The organism is Pseudomonas sp. D47 (genome assembly GCF_045447305.1).
In the GTDB taxonomy this organism is placed as follows: Bacteria; Pseudomonadota; Gammaproteobacteria; order Pseudomonadales; family Pseudomonadaceae; genus Aquipseudomonas.
In genome coordinates this window covers 48702-73072 of record NZ_JBJGXU010000024.1, presented here as the reverse complement: position 1 = coordinate 73072, position 24371 = coordinate 48702, and the positions used below count along the sequence as shown (strand labels likewise).

The 24371-nt window shown below is 59.5% G+C and carries 22 protein-coding genes; 16 read left to right on the top strand and 6 right to left on the bottom strand.

The annotated features are described in order from the left end of the window. Position 1: 1 nt before the first annotated feature. The 4 genes from ACI77I_RS17300 to ACI77I_RS17285 form a co-directional block, all read right to left on the bottom strand. The gene (locus ACI77I_RS17300; RefSeq protein ID WP_406998036.1) at positions 2–1411 is read right to left on the bottom strand and encodes a pyridoxal phosphate-dependent decarboxylase family protein; all 1410 of its coding nucleotides are present in this window, start codon (positions 1409–1411) and stop codon (positions 2–4) included. Between the two features lie 34 nt (positions 1412–1445). Next, positions 1446–2291 (bottom strand): 2OG-Fe(II) oxygenase, encoded by an 846-nt coding sequence (locus ACI77I_RS17295; RefSeq protein ID WP_094952988.1) that lies wholly within the window; start codon positions 2289–2291, stop codon positions 1446–1448. 219 nt (positions 2292–2510) lie between these two features. Next, positions 2511–4928, bottom strand: coding sequence for a glucose/quinate/shikimate family membrane-bound PQQ-dependent dehydrogenase (locus tag ACI77I_RS17290; protein WP_242154606.1), 2418 nt, complete (start codon positions 4926–4928; stop codon positions 2511–2513). A 554-nt stretch (positions 4929–5482) separates the two neighbouring features. After that, on the bottom strand, positions 5483–7501 hold the full coding sequence (locus ACI77I_RS17285; protein ID WP_406998035.1) for a TonB-dependent receptor: 2019 nt from the start codon (positions 7499–7501) through the stop codon (positions 5483–5485). A gap of 324 nt (positions 7502–7825) precedes the next feature. Between ACI77I_RS17285 and ACI77I_RS17280 the strand changes: the two genes are divergently transcribed. Further along, a complete protein-coding gene (locus ACI77I_RS17280) occupies positions 7826–8059 on the top strand; it encodes a VF530 family DNA-binding protein (RefSeq protein WP_048720273.1) in 234 nt (77 codons plus the stop codon). Positions 8060–8063: 4 nt separating this feature from the next. Then, positions 8064–8690, top strand: a complete 627-nt coding sequence (locus ACI77I_RS17275; protein ID WP_406998034.1) for a Pr6Pr family membrane protein — start codon at positions 8064–8066, stop codon at positions 8688–8690. Between the two features lie 123 nt (positions 8691–8813). On the opposite strand, the gene ACI77I_RS17270 is transcribed toward ACI77I_RS17275, so the two are convergent. Both ACI77I_RS17270 and ACI77I_RS17265 read right to left on the bottom strand, forming a co-directional pair. Further along, positions 8814–9581 carry a siderophore-interacting protein gene (locus ACI77I_RS17270; RefSeq protein WP_094950945.1) on the bottom strand — a complete coding sequence of 256 codons (768 nt, stop codon included), beginning with the start codon at positions 9579–9581 and terminating at the stop codon, positions 8814–8816. Continuing rightward, complete coding sequence (locus ACI77I_RS17265) at positions 9578–10099, bottom strand: PadR family transcriptional regulator (RefSeq protein ID WP_094950944.1); 522 nt, start codon at positions 10097–10099, stop codon at positions 9578–9580. The genes ACI77I_RS17270 and ACI77I_RS17265 overlap by 4 nt, the downstream gene beginning before the upstream one ends. A gap of 538 nt (positions 10100–10637) precedes the next feature. Between ACI77I_RS17265 and ACI77I_RS17260 the strand changes: the two genes are divergently transcribed. The 14 genes from ACI77I_RS17260 to ACI77I_RS17195 all read left to right on the top strand — a co-directional run bounded on the left by ACI77I_RS17260 (position 10638) and on the right by ACI77I_RS17195 (position 24364). Then, positions 10638–11147 (top strand): fimbrial protein, encoded by a 510-nt coding sequence (locus ACI77I_RS17260; RefSeq protein ID WP_256589255.1) that lies wholly within the window; start codon positions 10638–10640, stop codon positions 11145–11147. Between the two features lie 51 nt (positions 11148–11198). Next, entirely contained in the window at positions 11199–11759 is a 561-nt protein-coding gene (locus tag ACI77I_RS17255; protein WP_094950942.1) for a fimbrial protein, read from the top strand. 19 nt (positions 11760–11778) lie between these two features. Beyond that, a complete protein-coding gene (locus ACI77I_RS17250) occupies positions 11779–14406 on the top strand; it encodes an outer membrane usher protein (protein ID WP_406998033.1) in 2628 nt (875 codons plus the stop codon). Further along, the gene (locus tag ACI77I_RS17245; RefSeq protein ID WP_094950941.1) at positions 14403–15164 is read left to right on the top strand and encodes a fimbria/pilus periplasmic chaperone; all 762 of its coding nucleotides are present in this window, start codon (positions 14403–14405) and stop codon (positions 15162–15164) included. The genes ACI77I_RS17250 and ACI77I_RS17245 overlap by 4 nt, the downstream gene beginning before the upstream one ends. Before the next feature lie 21 nt (positions 15165–15185). Next, positions 15186–15758: a fimbrial protein gene (locus ACI77I_RS17240; RefSeq protein ID WP_263274579.1), complete on the top strand. Its 573-nt coding sequence runs from the start codon at positions 15186–15188 to the stop codon at positions 15756–15758. 10 nt (positions 15759–15768) lie between these two features. Further along, positions 15769–16263, top strand: coding sequence for a fimbrial protein (locus tag ACI77I_RS17235; protein WP_242154613.1), 495 nt, complete (start codon positions 15769–15771; stop codon positions 16261–16263). 45 nt (positions 16264–16308) lie between these two features. Further along, positions 16309–16788 (top strand): fimbrial protein, encoded by a 480-nt coding sequence (locus ACI77I_RS17230; RefSeq protein ID WP_242154614.1) that lies wholly within the window; start codon positions 16309–16311, stop codon positions 16786–16788. Positions 16789–16799: 11 nt separating this feature from the next. Continuing rightward, a complete protein-coding gene (locus tag ACI77I_RS17225; RefSeq protein ID WP_406998032.1) occupies positions 16800–17348 on the top strand; it encodes a fimbrial protein in 549 nt (182 codons plus the stop codon). Positions 17349–17434: 86 nt separating this feature from the next. Next, a complete protein-coding gene (locus ACI77I_RS17220) occupies positions 17435–18391 on the top strand; it encodes a fimbrial protein (protein WP_406998030.1) in 957 nt (318 codons plus the stop codon). Between the two features lie 339 nt (positions 18392–18730). Then, positions 18731–19225, top strand: a complete 495-nt coding sequence (locus ACI77I_RS17215) for a CS1 type fimbrial major subunit (RefSeq protein WP_406998029.1) — start codon at positions 18731–18733, stop codon at positions 19223–19225. 98 nt (positions 19226–19323) lie between these two features. Further along, a complete protein-coding gene (locus ACI77I_RS17210) occupies positions 19324–21843 on the top strand; it encodes a CS1-pili formation C-terminal domain-containing protein (protein ID WP_094950947.1) in 2520 nt (839 codons plus the stop codon). A 327-nt stretch (positions 21844–22170) separates the two neighbouring features. Further along, positions 22171–23088, top strand: coding sequence for a hypothetical protein (locus ACI77I_RS17205; protein ID WP_406998028.1), 918 nt, complete (start codon positions 22171–22173; stop codon positions 23086–23088). Between the two features lie 41 nt (positions 23089–23129). Beyond that, positions 23130–23870 carry a molecular chaperone gene (locus ACI77I_RS17200; RefSeq protein WP_406998027.1) on the top strand — a complete coding sequence of 247 codons (741 nt, stop codon included), beginning with the start codon at positions 23130–23132 and terminating at the stop codon, positions 23868–23870. After that, positions 23867–24364: a CS1 type fimbrial major subunit gene (locus ACI77I_RS17195; protein WP_406998026.1), complete on the top strand. Its 498-nt coding sequence runs from the start codon at positions 23867–23869 to the stop codon at positions 24362–24364. The genes ACI77I_RS17200 and ACI77I_RS17195 overlap by 4 nt, the downstream gene beginning before the upstream one ends. The last annotated feature ends 7 nt before the right edge of the window (positions 24365–24371 follow it).

Below are 24371 nucleotides of genomic sequence, written 5' to 3'. Positions count from 1 at the left end.
TTTAAACCACCAGGGTTTGCAATAACGCCCATAGCCTTTCGACATGCGCGCGTTCGGTGCCCAGAGCGCCGATGGACACGCGCACCATCCAGCGTTCGTCGAGGATGGCGGGGGTGACGTAGGCGCTGCCTGACTGGTTAAGCCTGTCTGCCCAGGCACGCGTGTGATTATCCAGCGCCTCGCCATTCAACCCTGGCGGTTCATGGCGAATACACAAGGTTTGCAGGGCGGGCGCGGCCACCAGCTTCCAGTGCTCGCTGCCTTCAATTTGCTCCGCCAGCCAGCGTGCATTGGCCAGGTCTCGCCGTAGCCGCGCTTGCAGGCCGCTGACGCCCTGCTCACGTATCAGGAACCACAGCTTCAGGGCGCGGAAGCGGCTGCCCAGGGAAATCCGCCAGTCGCGGTAGTTTCTGACTTGGCCGTCGACGTTGGACTGCAGGTAGCTCGGGTTGGTGGTCATGATGCGAATCAAATGCTCGGGGTCGCGAACAAAGTACACCGAGCAATCGAAGGCTGCGCCCAGCCATTTGTGCGGGTTGAGGACCAGGGAATCCGCTTTTTCGATGCCATTCCACAGTGCCCGGCATTCCGGCAGGATCATCGCGGCGCCGGCCATGGCCGAGTCGACATGCAGCCACACGCCATAGCGTTGGGTGAGTTCGCCAATCGCATCCAGAGGGTCGATCGCCATGGCCGCCGTGGTCCCCGTGGTGGCAATCACCACGCAGGGCCGGTTGCCGGCGGCCAGGTCCTGTTCGATCGCTTGCGCCAATGCCTGCGGCGACATAGCGTTGTGTTCGTCGGCGGCTACCGTGCGGATATTGTTCTGGCCGAATCCGGCCAGGATGGCCGCCTTGTTCACCGAACTATGCGCGTGGGCGGAGGTGTAGACGATCAGCGGTGCGCCGCGGGTTTGCAGGCCGTCATGCATCAGTGCGTACTGGGAGCTACGTTCCCTGGCGCTGATGAGTGCCACCAGGGTGGAGGTGGATGCAGAGTCCTGGATCACACCGCTCCATTCACGGCTCAGGCCGATCATGTCGCGCAGCCAATCGGTGGTGACTTCTTCAATTTCGGTGAGCGCCGGGCTTGATTGCCAAGACAACCCCACGACACCCAGGCCGGTGCTCAGGCAATCGCCCAGCACTGAGGACAGCTCCACATTGGACGGGAAGAAACCGAAAAAACTCGGATGCTGCCAATGCAGCAGCCCGGGCATGATCAGTTTTTCCACGTCGCCCATGATGTGTTCGAACGGTTCGGCGCTTTCAGGTGGGCTCACCGGCAGGGCGGCTTTGATTTCGCCAGGTACCGTGGTGGGCTGTACGCCGCGCTGCTCTATATTTTGTCGATAGTCTGCGATCAGGTCGATCATGGCGTAGCCATGGCGACGGAATTCCTCGGGTGTCATAAAAAGATGTCCATATGCAAGCGTGTTAAAAGTATTAGCACCAGAAATAAAACGGTTCGCCAGCGTTGTAGCCGATAAACGACTGCATGCTGATGCGTTTTCCCGAATCGAACCCGCAAATGGCGTGGGGGCGGCGGGTATTGATGATCACGAGTTCGTTCTTTCGTGGCTGGATTCGCAGTGGCTTTTGTAAGCGGTGCTCGGGCAGTTGAGCGCCCTCGAAACGCTTCACCTCGTCATAGGCAAAAGCCTCGGTATCCCAGATGACCAACTCTCCCCCCGCAGGCGGCGTTTCAATATAAATATTGGCGCTGAATTGATGTTCCAGTTCAGCAATTGAGAGGGGCAGGCAATCAACATGGGGCACCTTTTCCGAGAGGTGCGCCGTCTCGGGAAACATGGCGCGGATAATCCCGCAAAACATCGGTTGGCCTTGAAACGCAGCGGCTACTGCGCCTTGCGGCCAGATGTCCTGGAGCTGTTCCATCAGCAACTGGATGGGCGGCTTTTCTGGGGCACAGATGCTGTCGATCACGCTGCGCATATGGGCCGCGTCAGCATAATATTTGTGTTGCGCATCACTGCCTGCGGCCTTGCCGTAGGTGGAGTTGAACGGTGTTCCCCAACGATGTACACCATAGAAGTGCTGTACGACGCGGCCATTCTCGTAGGTTTCATGACTGTATTGTTCCAGCGTGGCGGTTTCGTCGAGGGTGTGACTTAACTGTGCGCTGGTTTTCTCGCTCGCAAACTGGGGGACTCGAATAGCGAGTACGGCTCCGCTGATAAGTTTTTCCAAACTTGAAGTGTCGAGATAGTTAAGTTCTATGACTTTTGCTGATTTAGACAGGGTTGGGTTTAGCGCGGTATGGTCCATCATGTAGAGAAGCTCCCTTTAAAATTTATCTGTGCGCACCTGTATTACGCAGGGCGTGCGCATTAAATTAGTTTTAAGGGCACAGAGGGAGGATAGGATTTTTCTTCAACTGCCAGTTTTTGCGGGCCAGTGACCCGCTCGTTAATGTGTTTTTATTTTTTCAGGGCGAAAAAAAGGCGGCTACCCATCAGGTAGCCGCCTTTGTTTTACCGCCGGTTCTACTTAATCCGGCAGTTTGAACGCCATCACATAGTCACCCTGCTTGGTGCCCAGCGAGCCGTGACCGCCGGCCATGACCAGCACGTACTGCTTGCCGTCCTTGCCGGTGTAGGTCATCGGTGTGGTTTGCGCGCCTGCAGGCAGGCGGCCTTCCCACAATTGCTTGCCGTTTTTCACGTCATAGGCACGCAGGTACTGGTCGAGGGTGCCGCTGAGGAAGGCCACGCCACCGGCAGTGGTGAACGTACCGCCCAGGCTAGGCACACCCATGGTCAGCGGGATTGGAACCGGCGAGCTGTCACGCACGGTGCCGTTCTTGTGCATCCAGATGGTTTGGTGGTTGGTCAAATCGACCGCGGCCACATAACCCCACGCCGGTGCCTGGCACGGCAGGCCCAGAGGCGACAGCAGTGCTTCGAGGATCACGCCGTACGGCGCGCCTTTGTTCGGCTGTACGCCTTCGGTTTCGCTGACGCGTGGGCCTTGCTTGGCAATGTCGGCGGCCGGGATCAGTTTCGATTTGAACGCCATGTAGCTCGGGTTCACGAAAGCAATCTGGCGAACCGGGTCGACGGAAATGCCGCCCCAGTCGAACACGCCGAAGTTACCTGGGTAAACGATCGAGCCTTGCAGCGATGGCGGGGTGAACGGACCGTCGTAGCGCATGGATTTGAAATCGATCCGGCACAGCATCTGGTCGAACGGGGTTACGCCCCACATGTCGCGTTCTTTCAACGGCGGCGGCATGAAGTTCAGGTCGGACTTCGGTTGAGTCGGCGAGGTGTGATCACCGGCCACTGCGCCTTGCGGTACAGGGATTTCGTTGATCGGCACCACCGGCTTGCCGTTGCTGCGATCCAGCACGTAGATGCTGCCTTGCTTGGTCGACGCCATGACGGCTGGCTTGACGCCGTCAGCGGTCTTGATGTCGATCAGCGAAGGCTGGCCGCCCACGTCCATGTCCCACAGGTCGTGATGGGTGAACTGGAAGGTCCACTTCACGTGGCCGCTGTCGATGTCCAGGGCGGTCAGGCCGGCGCTGTATTTTTCCGAATCTTCGGTACGGTCGCCGCCGTATTGGTCGGGCATTTGGTTGCCCATCGGCAGGTAGAGCATGCCGAGTTTTTCATCAACGCTGAACATGGACCACATGTTCGGCGAGTTGCGGGTGTAGGTTTTGCCTTCGGCCAACGGGGTGGTGTCGTCCGGGTTGCCGCTGTCCCAGTTCCACACCAGCTTGCCGGTGTGCACGTCGAACGCACGGATCACGCCGCTAGGCTCGTCGGTGGAGACGTTGTCGGTCACGTGACCGCCGATCACGACCAGGTTCTTGGTCACGGCCGGTGGCGAGGTGGAGTAGTAACCGCCGGGTGCGAAGCTGCCGATGTTGGCACGCAGGTCGACCTGGCCTTTGTCACCGAAGTCTTCGCACATTTTGCCGGTGTCGGCGTCCAGGGCGATCAGACGGGTGTCGGCAGTCGGTACGAAAATGCGTTTTGGGCATACAGCGCTAACCGGAGCAGCGCTGGCGCTGCCGGTAGGGCTTTGCTCGGAAGCGTACACAGCGTCATCGTGATACGACACGCCACGGCAGGTCATGTGTGCCCAACCCTTGAAGTTCGCGGCGCCTTCGCTGCTGATCTTCGGGTCGAAACGCCAGATTTCTTTGCCGGTGTCCGGGTCCAGGGCAATCACCTGGCTGTGCGGGGTGCACACGTAGAGCATGCCGTTGACTTTCAGCGGGGTGTTTTCCGCGGTGGTTTCACCGGGGTCGCCTGGGCCAGGAATGTCGCCGGTGCGATAGGTCCACGCTGGTACCAGCGTGTGGGCGTTTTGCGGAGTGATCTGCGCCAATGGCGAGTAGCGATCACCGAAGGCCGAGCGGCCATAGGAGTTCCAGTCGCCATCGGCCTGGGTCGGCGCAGCGCTGGCCATGCCAGGCACGGCGTCGCGGTCCAGTTGGCCGGTCTTGACCATTTCACCTGGGTTGGTGAATTGGCTGGCCAGGGCGGCAGCACCGGCGAGCACCACGGCGACGCTCAGGGCGCCAGTGCCCAGCGGCGCGGGTTGGCCACGCAGCAACGGACGGCGAAACCACGGCAGCAGCAGGACGATGCCCAAGGCAAACAGCAGCGCCAGGCGCGGCACCAACTGCCACCAATCCAGGCCGACTTCCCACAGTGCCCACACGGTACTGGCGAACAACACCAATGCGTACAAGCCCAGCGCAGCGCGGCGGGTAGCCAGCAGCAGGACGCCGGTGAGGGCGATGCCGATACCGGCCAGCAGGTAGTACAGCGAACCGCCAAGCATGCTCAGCTTGACGCCGCCGGCCAGCAAGGCCAGCCCCATGATCAGCAGCAAGACGCCTAGCAGCCTGGGCAGCAGGCGGCTTGGACTTGAAGCACCATCAGTGCTCATAGTGTGTTTCTCCGTGACGTTGGAATTATGTAACCCCGTGCTTCACTGTAGATGACGATTCAGCGCGGGCTTGGTTCAGCGTTAATTCGGTTTTTCTGGGGATAAGAGGGTTATCCACAGGCGGGCGATTTATCCCCGGGTGCAGGCTGGTAAGAGACAGCGCTGTCTTCGAAGAGAGAGAATTTCAGCAAGATGGGGTCGACCGCGGAAGTGAAACGTTTCAGTTTGTTGCCGCAAGGATAAAGGGCTGGTGCACCAAGAGAAAGCACAAATCGCAAGATGCATCATTTCAGATTTGGTAACAGTGACAGAACGTCGCGCGACAGATCGTTCCTGCGCTCTGCGTGGGAATGCCGCTTGTGACGCTCTGCGTCACGGTTTACAGGGCGGACGCGGAGCGTCCAAGGCGGCATTCCCACGCGGAGCGTGGGAACGATCATTGGAGGCTTTTGGGGTTGTGGCGAGCGGGCTTGCCACAGTAAGCCCGCTCGTTACGACAGCCCCGCGGGCCACGACAAACTGCACTTCCCAGCGGAAGCCGCTTTCACAGGGGCTTAGAAGGTGGTGCGCAGACCCACTTGCACGCTTCTGCCCGGTGCCGGGGCGATGTCGCGCAGGATCGAGCTGGCATAGCGCACGGTCTGGTTGGTCAGGTTTTCGCCGTTGACGAATGCCAGCCACTGGCTGCCGCCGACATTGAAGCGATAACCCGCGCTCGCGCCCAAGGTGGTGTAGCCATCGGTGCCGCTTTCGTTAGCCGGCACACGCCCTTGGCCCGCCGCGTGTTCCACGTCAATCCGCGCCTGCCAGCGGTCCAGTTCCCACAGCAAGCCGCTGTTCAAGCGCAGCGGTGCAATGCGTGGCAAGGCTTCGCCGGTATCGAGGTTGGTGGCGCGGGTGTAATCGCCCGACAGCTCTAGGGCGAACTTGCCGTAGGCACCTTCGCCGAGTTTCCAGTGATCTTGGGCTTCGAAGCCTGCGAAACGTGCACGCACGCCGGAGTATGTGTACTCAGGGATGCCGCCTGCGTCTTGCTCACCTTCGTCGTTCAGCGTACGACCGGTGCCCAACAGACCGATGTAATTGGAGAAGCGGCTGTAGAACACGCCGAAGCTGCCCTTGTGGGTGCCATTGTCAAAGCGCAGCGCCAGGTCGCTGGACACGGCTTTTTCTTTCTTCAGGTTGGCGTCGCCCAGCTCGTAGGTGCCGGTGGCAACGTGGGCACCGTTGGCATACAGCTCGTAGAAGGTCGGTGCGCGCTCGGTGTAGCCCAGGGTCGCGGCCAGGGACCAGATCGGCGTGAGGGTGTAGACCGCGCCCGATGACAGGCTGCCGGCCGTGAAGTCATTGGACTTGTCGGCACCGGCGAAACGCGCGTTGCCCTTGGCGTTCGGGTCGACGTTGGTGTGTTCCAGGCGCCCACCGAGGCTGAGTTTCAGGCGTTCGGTGGCTTGCATTTCTTCGAGGATAAACAGCGCACCGGCGTTGGTGTCGGTCTGCGGTACGAAGGCTTCTTCGCCCAGGGCCGAGAACTCGTTACGGGTTACCTGTGCGCCGACCACGCCGTCAAACGGGCCGATCGGCTGGTGGCGCGCTTCAACGCGGGCCTCATAACCTTTGTTCTTGAAGACGGTGCCGGTTTCGCCGCCTTCGATTTCGCGGTGTTCGTAGTCGGTGTAGCCCGCGTCGAGTTTCACCGAGGTAAACGGGCCTTGCAGGTTGCGGATCTCGGACGCAAAGGCGTAGTGATCCTGCTTCATGCGGATGCGCACATCCTGCTCGGCGGGTGAGCCGTAGTTGGCGTCGTAGTTGCTGTAGGACAGCCCGGCGTAACCGTCGTCCCAGGTGTAGGAACCGCCGACTGCGCCGCCGTCCTGACGGCCGTCGCTGTTGCCCAGACGGCCGTTCTTGCCGGGGCCGTCGTCGGTTGGCGGGGCGTGGCGGCTACGCGCCTGGCCAGGGATTTTCAGGTCGTTGAATTCCCGCGCATTCGCGTCCAGGTGCAGGGCGAAGGTGCCGTTGCCGGCCTCCAGTTTGCCGGCGCTGCTGCGGGTGGTGTCGGCGCCGCCGTAGCGCAATTCACCGGCACCGTGGATGCCTTCGATGGCTTCGGTGGGGATGCGGTTATCGAAGGTGTTGACCACGCCGCCGATGGCGCTGCCGCCGTACAGCAGGGCGGCCGGGCCGCGCACGATCTCAATGCGCTCGACGTTGACCGGGTCCAACGGCACCGCGTGGTCGTAGGACAGCGACGACGCATCCAACGCGCCCACGCCGTTGCGCAGGATGCGAATGCGGTCGCCGTCCTGGCCACGAATGATCGGCCGGCTGGCGCCTGGGCCAAAGTACGAAGACGACACACCCGGCTGCTTGTTCAAGGTTTCGCCGAGGCTGCCTTTTTGTTGCAGGGTCAGGTCATCGCCTTCCAGCACCGTGGTGGGCGAGGCGAGTTGTTCGCTGCCCAGCGGGTTGCCGGTGATGACTTGGGGTTGCAGCTCAAGGGCGTGGGCTTCAGAGCAGATCAGCAGAGCGGCAGCGAGCGGGGTCAAGCGCCACAGGGAAGAGAGGGACATCGGTACATTCCTTGGCAAAACGGCAGAAAAGAGAAGGCTTAAAACGGTATCGGGCAAGTTACTTTTGATAGGTATGGTTACAATATAACATCTCTTTTTGGCCGTGAAGCGGAACTTTCTGCTGATGATCATTCCCACGCTCCGCGTTACCCGTACGCCTGCCTTGATCCTTGCGCGAATGGCGGGACACAGAGCGTCCCAGGCGGCATTCCCACCCAGAGCGTGGGAATGATCATGCGACTACAGTTAATGCAGTGCTTCCACCGGTACGCCCCGTCGGCTAAGGTGCGCGGCTGTGTTTCCTCTTTTTGCAAAAGGCCCGGCATGACCGCGACAAGCAACGACCCGCTCCACGGTGTGACCCTGCAGCACGTCCTCACCACCCTGGTGGAACATTACGAATGGGCAGGCCTGGCCGAGCGCATTGATGTGCGCTGTTTCAAGAGCGACCCGAGCATCAAGTCGAGCCTCACGTTTCTGCGCAAAACCCCGTGGGCGCGGGAGAAAGTCGAAGGGCTGTACGTCAAGCTGATGCGCACCAAACGCCCGTTGGACTGAGCCAATGAAGCGCGTTATCGCGGCGTCGGCGCTGGCCGGTTGGGTGGGGTTGGCGATCCAGCAATACCTGATTCTGTATTCGCGCTGGGACGCAGGCGCCAGCCTGCTGGGCGGGCTGATCAGCTTCTTCAGTTTCTTCACTGTGCTGACCAACACCTTGGTGGTGGTGGTGTTGAGCTATGCGCTGGTCAGTCGGGATTCAGCGGCAAAACGATTTTTCCTGGCGCCCCCGGTCAGCAGCGCAATCGCCGCAAGCATCATCGTGGTGAGCCTGGCCTACAACCTGCTGCTGCGGCATTTGTGGAGCCCCCAAGGCTTTCAATTTATTGCCGACGAATTGCTCCATGACGTGATGCCGGTGCTGTTTGTCGTGTACTGGTGGCGGTGCGTGCCCAAGGGGTTTTTGCGCCTCAAGCACATCGGCGCCTGGGTGATTTACCCCGTGGTGTATTTCGCCTATGTGCTACTGCGTGGGCATTTGCTTGGGCAGTATCAGTACCCGTTCATTGACGTGGACACGCTCGGTTATCCACAAGTGTTTGTGAATGCCGGGGGGATTCTGGTGGGGTTTATCGTGATCGCATTGGCAGTGGTGGGGCTGGATAAAATCTTGAAGCCAACCCGACATTAAATGTGGGAGCAAGCTTGTGTGGGAGCGGGCTTGCCTGCGATAGCATCAACTCGGTGTAACAGATAAACCGAGTTGTCGGCATCGCGGGCAAGCCCGGCTCCCACAGTTGATTTGAGTCCGGCTTTACTCTTCTTCGCTACCTTCCGCACGCCAGTAACCCACGGCCTTGAGGAACGCTTCATTGACCTGATGCGTGTCCAGCAGCACACGCCGCACTTGGCGCGACAGCTTGGTTTCCGTCGCCACGAAGCTGTACAGCGAACCGCTCGGCAGTGTCAGTGTGCGAACGGTCTCGAGCAGGTCGCCCTGGCCGCGTATCACCCAGATCACCTCCACATCCGCAGCACTTTTCAGCGATTGCTGTTCCGCCGCATTGGCGATTTCAATCACTGCCAGCACCTTACGGCCCGCCGGTAATTCTTCCAGGCGCCGCGCAATGGCGGGCAGGGCGGTTTCGTCGCCGATCAGCAGGTAGCTGTCAAAAATATCCGGCACGATCATCGAGCCGCGTGGCCCGCCGATGTACAGGTGCTGGCCGACCTGCACCTGCTCGGCCCAGGTTGAGGCAGGACCATCGCCGTGCAGCACGAAGTCGATGTCCAACTCGCCAAGGCTCAGGTCGAAGCGCCGTGGCGTGTAGTCGCGCATGGCCGGTTGCGGGCCCTCGCCCTTAATGTTGAAGGTCGGGCTTTGCAGTGCGGCCTGTTCGGCGGCGTTCTGCGGGAACAGCAGCTTGATGTGGTCGTCGCTGCCCAGGCTGATAAACCCTGCCAGTTCCGGCCCGCCCAAGGTGATGCGGCGCATGCGCGGGGTGATGTCGACCACCCGCAGCACGTGCAGGCGACGCCGTTTGATTTCGTGGGTAACGCGGTGGATAGCTTGCGTATTCATTGGTTTTTCCCGTCGGCAATAGCTTGAGCGGTGCCGTTGAGCAGCGCCGCGACACGAACGATTTCTTCCGGGCTCCATTGCCCGTGGTGCGAATGCAAGGCGTGGCGCAGGTTGTGCACCGCTTCGTGGATCTCGGGTGGGCGGTCCTGGCCCCGCAGCGCGCGCTTGCTCACGTCGATGCGCATGCGCACACCGTCCAGCGCAACGGCTTGCTCGCTTAAGAAGAGACGACCGGCGTCGGTGATTGTGTAACGTTTTTTTCCACCATCGGCGTCGCCCTGGATCAAATCGCTCTCTTCCAGAAAGGTCAGGGTCGGGTAGATCACGCCGGGGCTTGGGGTGTAGGCGCCGTCGAACAAGCTTTCGATCTGGCGGATCAAGTCATAGCCATGGCACGGCTGTTCGGCGATGAGGGCTGGCAGCAGCAGTTTCAAATCACCGGGTGCAAACACCCGGGGGCCGCGACCGCGGCCGGCGCGGGGGTCAAAACCGTCGCGCTGGTGAGGATGGTCTCGCATGGTAGGCGCCTCTATGTGTGTCTAGATATAACGTAAGATATATCTTACGAGCTACGCAAGGGCTCCTGACAGACGGTCTGCTGCTGCTCATGCATGCTCGTGCTTCGTTAGTTGCTTTGCCCAAGTAAATGTTATTGTTTTTTAGTTCATGTAATCCTGTTCTTACATACGGGTCTTACGCTAAAGAATTCTCATTAATCCTCATGTAGTTCAATTCTTACAGCCGGTTTTAAAGTTTTGGCACATTGCCATAATTTTCCTATGTGTCTTGATGTAACCCGGCTACGCCATTCAGCGAATTACCCGGCTTACATCCGCTGGTTTGAAATAGAAACTTGCCTCGCCTCGAACGGGTCCTGATTAGCAATACAAATAGTTGGAAAAACGCTTCACGCACCACAGCGTGATCCAAACGTTTGCTGAGTTGATATCAGGCACTACCACCGCTCGGCGCTTGCTGAATAAGTCCTACGCACCATTGCGGCAGGGTTTTTTATGACATTTATCAATGTGTGAGTACTTGCTAATGAAAACCAAAATGAAAACTGCGCTGTTGTCTATCGGGCTGCTGATGGGTTCGACTTCCGTTGCTCTTGCGGCCGATGGAACGGTTACGTTTTTGGGTTCGGTCCACTCCGGTGCTTGCTCTATCAAGCCTGACTCTGTTGACCAGACAGTTAACTTGGGTGCGATCGCCAAGCATCAGCTGGAATCGGGCGGCAAGTCTGAAGCCCGGCGCGTGCTGATCGAACTTGAAGGCTGCGACCTGACTGGCCTCACCGATAACACGGTGACGACCACCTTCACCGCTGCACCTTCCAGCGCTGTTCCGGGTGCGATTGGCACCGTGGGTGGCGCGGGCGGCGTGGGCATCATGATGAGCCATGGCGGTAAAGCCATTGAACTGGGCGTACCGACCACCCCGCAGGCCATTTCCACCGGTAATAACACGTTGGAATTCGGTGCCTATGTACAAGGCGCGGCAACCGGCGCAATCGTCCCAGGTGGTTTCAGCGCAGTCACCAACTTCACCTTGGCTTATCAGTAAGTTTTGCCCCCGCCACTTCGGTGGTGGGGGGCAACTTGGCGGGAGATAAAGGTGAACACATTCATAAGTCTCGCTATTGCCTCTTCCTTGATGTTGCTCCTCAGCCCTTGCGCTTTCGCCCAGGCGCCTGCGCAAGGCGAGGGTGTGGTCACGCTCGGAGGCGAGGTCGTTGACTCAGCCTGCGGGCTGGAATTGGCCAGTGTCGATCAAGCCATCGATATGACCCCTGAACCCATCGGCCGGCTGTTGCGCAACGCGAGGGGCGAGGTACATCCCTTCGAGCTGCGTTTGGTCAATTGCTCACTGAGTCGTCCCGACCCGTCGCGCCCCGGTGCAAGCCTGCCGGATTGGCAGCATATGCGCGTGACGTTTGACGCACCGACGGACCGAGCCGGGCAATCCTTTGCGCTGTTTGGCAACTCAGAGGGGGTGGCGCTGCATATTGCCGACGCTTTGGGCCAGGAGAGTGTGCCGGGCGTGCCAATGGCGTTGGTTCCATTGGTGGATGGCGACATGACGCTTAGCTACACGATGTGGTTGGTCGGCAACGGATCACCACTGACGGCCGGGCCTCACAGCGCCGCAGTGCGGTTCAAGTTGGAATACTTTTGAACATTGATGGACTGCTTTCATGTTGAATACGTCGAAAGTTAAAAATACGCTGCGCCCAAGCTTGTTTGGCGGGTTGATATCACTGGCGGGAACGGCATTGGGTGCCGGGGATATCGAGTTTAATACCGACGTTCTTGATCTGAGTGATCGCTCCAATATTGACTTGTCCCAGTTCGCGCGCAGTGGTTTTATTCTGCCGGGTACTTACTCGATGGTGGTGCAGATTAATTCACAGGCGCTCTCTGAGCAGTCGGTGGCGTTCTACCCTCCCGATAATGATCCCAAAGGCAGTCAGGCCTGTATATCGCCCGCGCTCGTGCAGCAGTTGGGGCTTAAAGAGTCCGACGCAGACAAACTGACGTGGTGGAAAGGCGGGGAGTGCCTGGACACAGAAGGCTTGCCGGGCATGGAGGTCAGTGGCGACCTGGCCACCTCCACACTGAGCATCAGCCTGCCCCAAGCCTACCTTGAATACAGCGACATTAATTGGGACCCGCCCTCGCGTTGGGATGAAGGCGTGCCGGGGCTGTTGGTTGACTACAACCTGACGGCGCTGACCAGCTACCGCAGGGACAACGGCAACCGTAATAATCTCTCAGGTAACGGCACAATTGGCGCCAATGCCGGGGCTTGGCGCCTGCGTGCCGATTGGCAGGGGCGTGTTGAAAAAACACGCGATGGCGGGTCCAGGCCGCAACGGCTGGAGTGGAGTCGCTACTACGCTTATCGCGCCATTCCAGCGCTCAAAGCGCGCTTGGTGGTGGGCGAGGATTACCTGTATTCGGACCTGTTCGACAGCTTCCGCTTTACCGGTGCCGCGCTCAATTCGGATGAAAGCCAGCTGCCACCTAACCTGCGCGGCTACGCGCCGGAAGTGGTCGGCGTGGCCAAGACCAATGCCAAGGTCGTTATCAGCCAACAGGGACGTGTGTTGTATGAAACCCTGGTGGCAGCAGGCCCTTTTCGCATTCAAGACCTCAATGACGCCGTCAGCGGCAGGCTGGATGTGCGGGTGGAAGAGCAGGATGGTTCGGTGCACACCTCTCAGGTCGATACGGCCGGTGTTCCCTACCTGACACGCCCGGGTCGCGTTCGCTACAAACTGGCGACGGGGCGGCCGTCCAATCTCCAGTACGGCGCCGAGGGCGACTTTTTCGGCACGGGTGAATTCTCCTGGGGCGTGAGTAATGGCTGGTCGCTGTTTGGCGGGGGCATCACCGATAACAACTATCGAGCGCTTTCCGTTGGGGTGGGTCGAGACTTGTTGGCGTTCGGGGCCATTTCGTTGGATGCCACACAGTCCCGCGCCGAGGTGTGGAACCAGACGCTGTCGGGTAAATCCTATCGCCTTCAATACTCCAAGAACTTTGAAGAGTACGACAGCCAAGTGACCTTCGCCGGTTACCGGTTCTCCGAAAAAAACTACTTGAGTATGAGTGAGTACCTGGACGCCCGGCATTACGGGATGAACGGTGAGCGCCGTGGGGAGGTCGTGTACGACCAGTACGGTAACTACATCGAGAACTGGAGGCCGATTGGCGGCAGCAAGGCGCAGTATACGGTGACGGTCAACAAGCAGTTTCGTGACCTGGGCGCCACCGTCTACGCCAGTTACAACAAGCAGACGTATTGGGATCGGCCGGACACTCATCGCTGGAACCTGTCGGTGTCGCGCTACTTCAATCTGGGCACGGTCAAAAACATGAGCCTGTCCCTGAACACGTACCGCACCCGGGATTACAACTACAAGGACAACGGCGTGTCGCTGACGGTCAGCCTGCCGTTGGGGCCTACCGGCACATTGTCGCTGGATGCCAACCGAGGTGCAGGCACTAACCGTTTTTCAACGCGCTACAGCGATCGAATCGATGAGCGCAACAGCTACCAACTCACAGCCGCCAACAACTCCGCCAGTGGTTATTTGAGCCATGTTGGCGAACAGGCCGACGTCAATCTCAGCGTCAGCCAGCAAGAAGGCAATTACAGCAGCCTGAGTATGTCGGCTCGCGGCGGCGGCACGCTCACGGCTGACGGGGGCGCGTTGCATCGTTCCACCAGTACCGGCGGCACCCGCCTGATGGTCGATACCGCAGGTGTGGCCGATGTACCGGTGCGCGGTTACGGCACACCGACCCGCAGTAACGCCTTCGGCAAGGCCGTCATTGCCGATGTCAGCAGCTATCAACGCACGGCGGCCAGTGTTGATTTGGCGAGCCTGCCGAGCAACGTCGAAGCCACGCAATCCGTCACTCAACTGACCCTCACTGAAGGGGCTATTGGTTACCGCTCGCTGGAGGTGATTTCCGGTGCGAAGGCCATGGCGGTTCTGCGCCTGAGCGATGGCAGTTCACCACCCTTCGGCGCCACGGTGAAAAACCTGAAGCAGCAGGACACCGGGATTGTGAATGACGGCGGCAACGTCTACCTCAGCGGCATTCAGGCCGGCGATCAGATGGTTGTCAGTTGGGGCGGTGCCGAGCAATGCAGGCTCACGCTTCCGGTCATTTTGCCCGCTGATGGCTTGACCGACGCCTTGCAACTGCACTGCCAAAGAGTCGTTGCTGAGCCGTCCTTGCCCGAACCCACCTTGCCCCAACCAGCCGCGCTGACTGGCAACTCTATCGACACGGAGAACACATCCTCATGATGCTCAACACACGCCTTACCGCACAGGCTTTTGCGCTGCTGGTTCTAGGCTTGAGCCAGGGCGCTTACGCCGCCGTTGGCCTGGACCGCACCCGGGTGATTTTTGACGGCGGCAAAGACGCCACCAGCGTGAACATCACCAACAACAACACCCAGTTGCCGTATCTGGCTCAGGGCTGGATTGAGGATGAAGCGGGTAAAAAAATTACCTCACCCTTGATCGTGCTGCCACCGGTGCAACGCTTGGAGCCGGGCAAACAAAGCCAGGTGAAAGTGCAGGCGCTGCCGGCCGCCAAATCGCTACCGCAGGACCGAGAGACGGTCTTCTACTTCAACCTGAGGGAAATTCCTCCACGCAGCGATAAGGCCAATACCCTGCAGATTGCGCTGCAAACCCGCATCAAGTTGTTCTACCGCCCGCAAGCTATTACGCCCAGCCAGCAAGACTTGTCCAACCCGTGGCAAGAAAAGCTGACCCTCACCCTGCAAGGCGAGCGTTATCAGGTGAACAACCCGACGCCTTACTACGTGACCCTGGTGGATGCGCGCAGCACCAAGGACGGCAAGACCGTGGCCGGCTTTGAGCCGCTGATGATCCCGCCCAAAGGCTCGCTGCCCATGGGCCCAACGGCCAAGGCTCTCGGCGCCAAACCTTATCTGGCCTACGTGAATGACTACGGCGGACGCCCGTTGATGGCCTTCACCTGCACCGACAGTACGTGCACGGTGAACACGCAAGTATCCGCGCCTAATGAGTAGCGCCTGCTGCCGGAGAAAATCATGAAGTCGCATAACGTGAAGCTCTTGGGCGGTGTGTTACTGGCCTTGGCAGGGCGCGCCTACGCCGAGGATGTCGAAGGCATGAATGGAATGCTCAACGTGAGCGGGTCCATGCACGAAATGCCGTGCAGCCTGGAGATGACCTCGCAGCATCAAACGATTGACCTGGGCGCTCTATCAACCAGCCGCCTGCAGCGGCCCGGTGATCAGGCCGCAACGGTGGTCTTTCAACTGCGGTTTGCCGATTGCCAACGCAGCGCGGGCGGCATCCGTAATGAACGCACGGGGAACCTGACGTGGAGTGCCCATCAACCCGTGGTGTCGGTGATGTTTTTTGCGCCCGCCGATGCCGATGACCCACGGCTGGTCAAAGTGCAAGGCATCACCGGGATGGGCCTGCGCTTGACCGATTCCCTAGGCCGGGATGTACAGCTGGGCTCAAGGGGCCAACCGCTGTTTTTGCCCTTGGGCGGCAGCACCCAGACCTGGAATGTCCAACCCACGCGCACCTCCGCGCCGTTGACCAGCGGGGCATTTCGGGCCGTGGTGGATTTCAGGCTCAATTATGAGTGAGGGCAGAACAATGGCTAAGTCAACCGGCTCGTGGGCCATTCTTGTCGCGGGCGGCCTGCTGTGGGCGGCCAGCCAAGGTGTGCAGGCCGACACCAACCTGACCATCCGCGCGGTCATCATCGCGCCTCCGCCGTGTGTCATTAACAGCGGCGGTACGCTGGATGTGCCGTTTGGCAATGACCTGCTGACGTCACGGATTGACGGGGTCAATTACCGTCGAGCGGTGCCTTACACCGTCGTCTGTGATTCGCCCTTCAACAACGCGATGACCCTGGAACTCAAGGGCACAGCGGCTTCGTTTGACCGCAACGTGCTGTTGACGCGCAAGCCGGACCTTGGGGTGAAGCTGTTCGTGAACGGTGCCGATTGGCCGCTGAACACAGCGGTGAATTTTACTCACCCAAACTTCCCAACCGTGCAGGCGGTGCCCGTCAAGCGGGCTGGCAGCACGCTGACGGGCGGGGCTTTTGATGCCGCCGCCACCCTTGTGGTCGATTACCAATGAAGTCGATTACCCATGAAGTCGATTATCCATGAAGAGAAATGACCCATGACCTGTTGGCAGCAGCGAGCGTTGCTCGCCTTGTGTTCCATCGGCCTTTGCAGCGGTGCGTCGGCCAACCTGACATTCAGCGGTACGTTGAACGAGCCCCCGCCGTGCACGATTGATGCGGGCAACACGATTGAAGTGGATTTTGGCGATGTGGGGGTCAAGCGTGTCGACGGTGAGCGATACCGCAGGGCGGTTGCCTACACCATCAGCTGTAGCGCCGCCACGCTGCCGTGGGAACTGAAGTTGAGTGTCAACGGTACCGCCACGACGTTTGACGGCGCAGCGGTGCAGAGCAGCGTGCCTGCGCTGGGCATTCGGCTGTTTCAGAACAACGTGCCGTTTTTACTCAATACGCCACTGGATATCACCGTGTCGTCACCGCCGGTATTGGAAGCCGTCCCCGTCAAACAGCCCGGTGCAAACCTGACCCCCGCAAGGTTTACAGCGGTGGCCACGCTGCTGGCGGAATACGAGTAGGAGTCACATCTATGCGATATCAAAGGGTTCATAAGGGGTGGCCACGCGTCGGGCTGGCCGTACTGCTCAGCGTTGGCCTGATCGCCCAGGGGCAAGCAGCGGACAATCTGAGTTTCAAGGGCAACCTGGTGGAAGAGGCCTGCACTATCCGGCCGGGCGACGAAGCCATCACGCTGGAACTGTGGGACGTGACCAGCAAGCACCTCTACATCAACACGCGCACGCAAGGTAAGGGTTTCAAGCTGCACCTGGAGGACTGCGACACCACCATCGGCAAGACGGTCACCATCCTCTTTGGCGGCACGGAAAACACCGCGCTGCCCGGCTTGTTCGCGCTCGATGGTGGCAGTGGCGCCTCAGGCATTGGCGTGGGCCTGGAGACCGTCGCCAACAAGCCGTTGCCCTTGAATGCCGTCAGTGACGAACAGGTATTGATTGACGGCAACAATGTGATCGACCTCAAGGCTTATGTGCAGGGTGAGCCGCAGGCCATCCGGGATGAAACCATCGGGCATGGGACGTTCACGGTGACTTCTACTTTTACGCTGGACTATCCCTAAACCTCAACTCTCTTCTGGGCAGCCTCAAGGCACGAACCGAATGTTCGTGGGGCGGTGTCTGGGTGGGTGAGCAACGAGAGATCAAAATGAAACGACTCTATGGAGCCACTGTGCTTCTGGTTCTATCAGGCGCGGCGACGACCGCACAGGCGGTTGATTGTCGAGTTAATGGCGGCCCCTGGGAGACGGGCAATCCCAACCAGCGGGTGCCTGTTACGGTTACCCTGGCCGCAGATCGCACTCGGATCATGCTGGAAGGGGCAAGGCTGGAATGTCGATTCAGCGCGGGGCAGGGGCCCGTCTGGGGGGAAGACTACTGGGCGACGGGGAGTCGCGCAGGCGCCCCTTGGACGGCCGGGTCAAAGTTTGGCAGAGAAAGGACCGGTTTGCGGATCAATGGTACTTTCCTGAATACCCCGGTTCAGACAGGTATACGGGTGGTCACGATTCCCAACAATGGGGGCGCTTACCCGATCAATATCACGCCCTATATTCTGTTGCGTAACGATCCGTCCAATCCGATCGATGTTCGAATCGGCGACACCCTCGGTCTGTTGCGCCTCACCGCCACCAACAACCACAACGGAGCCTCGGCGGATCTTACGGTGACGTACACCGCCGCCAACAACTTCACCGTCTCGCCATCAACCTGCACGATCAATAACAACAACCCCATCGAGATCAACTTCGGTGACGTACACCAGCGGGCCATCGGCAGCGATCCGCTGACAACCTCCATCCGAAGCGACCGCAGGCTTACCTATGCCTGCCCGGACGGCGGGATTACTACGCCGATCACTATCACCTACAAAGGCACCTCATCGTCGTTCGACAACCGCCTGCTGCGGATGACCAATGCTGACGTGGGCACAGCCATGGTCCGTGGGGGCAGTGCCGTTCAAGTCGGCGGCTCGTTCCTGACGCGCATCACCAACAGTGTGGGTGGGGACGATGTGACGTTTTCTCTGGTTCGGCGAGCGGGGTCCTTGCCGACGCCTGGCGCCATCAGTGGCAGCGGTGTACTGGTGATGGGCGTGCCATGAACTAGATTCATTATTCAGGTTTAAAGCAGGTATAACGTTGTGCCCTGTTAGCGGTGGGTAGTTATTGTTTTAGAGCGGGTTGTGCGCTTATTCTTGCAGTGACATCCCGCAGTAAAATATTCTCGTTTGCCTGCATGTAGTCTGCTTCTTACAGTTGCTTTTAAAGTTTGGTCAAAATGCCATCTTTTTCGTAAGTTAATAGTGATCAAAAGCCACGCGCGATAAGGACGTGGCTTGCATGTTTACCTTTTTAATTAGGCGATGATCGCCCTGCGCTGCAAGTTTTCCTGGGTGTCAACTTGCAGCCTCTCAACGCATCGCTAATAAAGGGTAATGACCATGTTCAAGACGTTCGCTCTCTCTCTTCCTCTGGCTGTTGCGGTATTGGGGTCTACAGCTGTTATGGCCGCCAACGACGCCAGTACGCTCATCAACATCCGAGCCGATATTCCGACTCAGCAGTTCCATGCCCAGCCCCTGGACCCTAACTTTGGTCGCGACGAGGTCATGACCTTCAACACCGTGACCAGCGAACTGAGCCCGCTGTCGACGGTGTACGCGCTGAAAAACACGGGGGGCTCGATTGACGCTTACCTGCAGGACGGCCCTGCGTCACTGACCAACGGTACCCAAGCTATCCCACTGACCATCTCCCTGGGCACCGTGGCGCTGGATGGCACACCTAAGGAAGTGGCCGCAGACGAGGAGTCCAACCCAGGGCTGCAGAGAACCATGACGATCAGGGCCGACAAGCCAACCGCTGCGCAGACCGGCCGGTTTACCGCGGTGGCTACCGTGATCTTCGATAACAACCCACGCACGGTCACGCCTTGATCACCGGCTTTAAATAAGCCCACACCTTATTGAAGTTGCCGGCCGCTGCGCGGTCGGTATTCAACCTGTCTGTCGTTCGCAAACAGAGTATCGAGTTCATGTTCCCTTTGAGACCCCTCGTGGCAGCCATAGCGCTGGCCACCTGTTCGGTCGTTATGGCCGCGCCTGATAACAATCACACCCTTCGCAGTTTGCTGGCTCAGGCCAAAGGGTTGCCGAGCGATTTCGAAGCGCATTTTTTTGATGTGCCTCTGGCGGTACGGGTTGAACGGGATCAACAGTTCGTGGGCGAAGCGATGGTTGTGCTGACCCGTGATGACCGGCTCACCCTGCTGGAGTTTACCGACCATAGTGACAGCCCGATCAGCGGCACCGAGCGCGATACCTGGGAGGACTACCTCAAGCCGGGTATTCCCTTGGGGCCATGCACGCAGAGCTGCCCCGGGCAACTGTTGGCGGTGCATTACAACCTGGAAAACTCCCTAGTCTCCATTCTCACCGAAAATGCCGAGCGCGATGCTGCTCCACAGCAGTATTACACTCAGCCCGACGGCGGCAGCACCGGGCTCATCATCAATAACCAACTGAACCTCAATGGCGGGCAGAACCAGGACCTGGGTGGGCGTTTTGGCGTTGAAGCCAGCAGCAGCCTGGGCAGTTGGAGCCAAACCCTGAACGTTCAATTGGCACGCCTGGGCGGGCCGGACACCCAGCTTTACCACGCACTTTATTCGGCCTACGCCCAGCGCGAGTTCGAGGGCCAATTTTTGCGCCTGGGTTATTTCACCCCCAACTCCGAGGGCCTGAACCGCCAACCCCGTGCGTTCGGCGCGGCGCCGGACGTGGCGGTTGGGGTCATGGTTGGCAGCTCCGACAGCCTGGCGATGAACAACCCCAAGCCCAGCGTCTACCCGATCTACGTCACCGCCAACCGCCAGGGCTCGGTGGAGATCTTCCGTAACGGCTTGCTGATCAACACTCAACGTGTGCCGGCCGGATTACAGACCCTCGATACCCGGCCCTTGCCTGGCGGCATCTATGAAGTGGAAGTGCGCTTGGTCGAAGACGGCCAAGTCACCTCCACCAGCCAGGAGCTGGTGTACAAGCCCAACAACTGGCGTAACCATGACGAGCGTTGGCGCTACAACCTGTTTGCCGGGCGCGAAAGCACCTTGCTCAACAACTGGGAGCAGCGCGACAAAGGCGACATGACCGCCGGTGCCTCGGTCAACTACCTGCTGCACCCACGCGCGGTGCTCGGTGTGTCCGGCCGCCAAGTGCAGGACCGTTTGCAGCTGGGCACCTCCATCGACTGGAGCCTGGCCCAGGGCGCCAGCGTGTATGCCAATGTCTACCAGACTCGCGACTACGGCACCGGCCTGGATGTGCAAGGGCTCTACAGCTACGGCTTGGGCAGTGTGATTGTCAGCCACAACCGCAGTTGGCTCGACACCCGTAACACCTACGAGACCCTGCCCGACGGTACGCGTCTGCGCCAGCGCAACACGTTTGTCGGCCAAACCAGTACATCGTCGCTGTCGATCAACCACCGTTTGGGCAACCGAAATTCGGTGAATGCTCGCGTATCCCACAGCCAGGGCAATGTCGAAGGGGTGGGGTTGGACCTGGGTTGGACGCGTCACGACACCTTGTTCGGCAGTGATGCCAATTGGCGCCTGTCGGTGTTCGATCGACCCTCCAGCAGCAGTACTGGCGACAAGCGTAACCGTGGCGTCGACCTGACCCTCAACCTGGCCCTCGGTGGCCCGGGCGAAAGCTGGTCAGGCAGCATCGGTTCGCGCACCGCGCGCGAAGGCCAGCGCGACAACAATGCCTCGCTGACCTACCGCAAAGAGCTCAAAGATCACGCCCTGCAAAACGTCTCGGTCACGGCCCTGACCGATGTCTACGGCATGGGCCTGTCGAGCATGACCAGCTTCGCCACCGACACCCTGGCGGGTGATGCCTTTGCGCAGCGCTCGTCCTTTAACGGCAATTTGACCGGCGGCCTCAACCTCAACAACACACTCGCAGTGGGGGCGCAAAAGATGGTCCTGACCAGCCAGTACCACGGCAGCGGCTCGGGAATGATCATTGACGTGGAGACCGATGTGGAAGACATCGCCCTGCGCGCCGATGACATGACCGGCACCAGCGTGGCGCTGCGGCCCGGGCGTAACTTCGTGCCTATCACCGCTTACAAGAGCAGCTCGGTCGCCTTCGACTTCGAGGGCAATCACCCACCGGCCGCCACCATCCAGCCGGCGCGCACTGCTTACCACATGAACAAGGGTGGCGTCGGTTATCGCAAGATCAGCGTGATGAAAACCGTGACTGTGCTCGGTCGCCTGGTCGACCCGCAAGGCCGCCCGCTCAAGGGCCACCACATCATCAACCACGCCAGTCGGGGCGTCAGTGAGGTGGATGGGTTCTTCTCGATGGAAATGAACGCCGGTTCACCGACCCTGGAAGTCCGCCGTGGCACCGAGTTGCTGTGCCAGTTCCGTCTCGACCCGAGCAAGGCCCTCAGCGAGAACGATGTGCTGATGATCGGTGATCTGCGCTGTACCCCAGACACCTTGGCCGATGCCACCGCCACCACTGAAGCAGCAGGTTGATATCCTATGTTCTTGAAACAACGATCCAGAAATAGCCCTGTCGGGGGCCTGTTCAGTACCGCGTTACTCTGGTGTGTCGCGTTTTCAGTCAGCGCCGCAACACAAGAGCTGACGGCGGTGTTCTCTCCGGACTCGCAAAATCCGCAGAACAACAAGTTTATCAATACCACACCGCAAAGTGGGGTCTGCCCGGGGCACATACCTGCGCGATGCAAGCAGTTGGGGATTTTCAGTATCCGCACGTGGGACATCACTTTTCGCTCCAATGGTCCGATGCTGGTCGACCCCAGTGGCCCTGCGGATGCGCGTAAAGGAGTGATGTTCAAGATGCCCTCCGAATGGCGCAGCCTGGAGGTGGTGTCAGAGGGTGGGGCGAAGGAAACTGTCGAAGTGCGTATCGCGGGAATTGGTAACCGGTTTAACGTCGCCGGTCCTGCAACCATTAACTCGTGGGGCCCCAGAACCTGGCAGTACGCGCCAGCACCTTGTTTGAGCACCGGGTTTCTTACAGGCACTACCCAATATGCGCTGTGGTTCTGGCTGGTGCCTGAGGCCGTAGGCGCCTGCAACCTTGTTCACAGAGTGGATGTGCCGGGGTTGGACTATGTCAACTTCGAATACGCCTATGAACTGAGGACGCCCAATCCTTTGACCATGCCCACCGGGACTTACCGGGGAACCATCGCCTATTCGCTAGGCCCGAATCAGGATTTTGATTTCGGTGACATCATGATCCCCAACGACGACACCTTGGTTTTCAACTTTACCCTGAGCGTGGTGCATGTCCTCAAAGTCGAAATCCCGCCGGGGGGCAATAACGTCGAGCTGGTGCCCCAGGGCGGCTGGCAATCCTGGGTTCAACAAGGCCGACGGCCAACGCGCTTGTTCCGTGACCAGACCTTCAATATCTGGTCCTCGGGGCGCTTCAAGATGGAACTGCAATGCCAGTTCCCCAGCGGCAACACCTGCGCAATCGAGTCCGAAGACGGCACCGGTGTACCGCTGAATATCAGCGTCAGCCTGCCCAATGGTATCGGTGATGTAAGCGGCCAGAGGGTCAGCCGATTGCCCTTGCTGCTCGACGGCAGCACCACCAGCCTGTTTGCCCCAACCCACTACGTTGATCGCCGGCCGGGCACCCTGCATTTCGAAGTGCCGGCTGACGCGATGCCGCAGATGTTCGTGCCTGGCGCGCCGAACAAGTACACCGGCAACGTCACGGTTATATGGGATTCAGAAGTCTAGGGCAGTCGTGCTGCCTGCCATTCACATGAGGTTTGATTGTCATGAAAAGTTTACTGTCATTGCTGGGGTTGTGTTTGTTTGCCCATGCTGCCCATGCCGGGCCGAGCATCAACGTGGGGGTGGTCTATGACTACCTCGACGGCGACAAAAGTACTTATCTCAAGCGCATTTTCAACGGCGGCACCAGCACCGCGTTTGTGAAGGTCGAGGTGCTGGAAATTCTCTACGACGAACAGGGCGTTGCCAAGGAAGTGCCGCTTCAAACCCAGCTCGACAGCAGCGCCCGTGACGGCCTGATGGCCAGCCCGGCCAGGCTGATCGTGCCGGCCAACGGCTTGCAGGGCACACGCCTGGTGTTCTTGGGTGAGCGCAATAACGAGCGCTATTTTCGCGTGCGTTACATCCCCGTGGTGCCGGAGAAGGAGGACGCGTTTGCCGTCACCGAGGAGGAACGTGAGGCTTACCAAAGCACCTTGCAGGCCGGGGTTAGTGTATTGGCCGGTTATGGCACGGTATTTTTTGTGCGGCCCAAGGACACCCGCTACGACACCCGCATTGAAAACAGCGGTGCTCAATACGCTCTGCACAACAACGGCAACAGCGTGATCGAGGTGGATGAGTTCAAAAACTGCGTGGTCGGCAAGGCCGACGACTGTCACCCCACCACCAAAAACCATGTGTTGCCGGGTCGCACTTTTTCGTTCGACAAGGAAGCGGGCCGTGAATATCGCTTTAAACTCGTCGAGGGCCAGGCCAGCAAAGACCAAGTGGTGAAAGGATGAGCCGGAGGGTGCCGCAGTGGCGATTGTCCGCGATAGTGCTGTTTTGTGTGTTGGCACTGCTCAGTTTTTCAGCCGTCGCTGTCCGAGAGGAAGCGGTGTTTCATGTCTCGGTTCAGGTGCCCACCAGCGCCTTTTACGTGCTGCCGGTCAACCCAGGGCTTCTCGAGCGCGAGCAGGTCATGAGCTACAACCTGGTGACCGGGCGCCTTAGCTCGTTGCGTGAACCTTTTGATGTGAAGAACGTGCTGGGCGGTATCAATGCGCGCCTGGGCTTTGCGCCGGTGCTGTCCAATGGCACTGACGTGATTACCCTGCAAGTGACCTTCAATGGCCATCGCCTGGATGTGGTCGACACCCTCGTGGTGCCGGAAGACGAGGCCAAGGTTGGCAAGCGCGTGCCGCTGGTGGTTGCCGCCGAGCAACCCGCTGACGGTTACCTGCCGGGCCAGTACTTCGGCAACGTGCAAATCATCTTTGATGCGTTGAGCCCTTGAGGTCCTC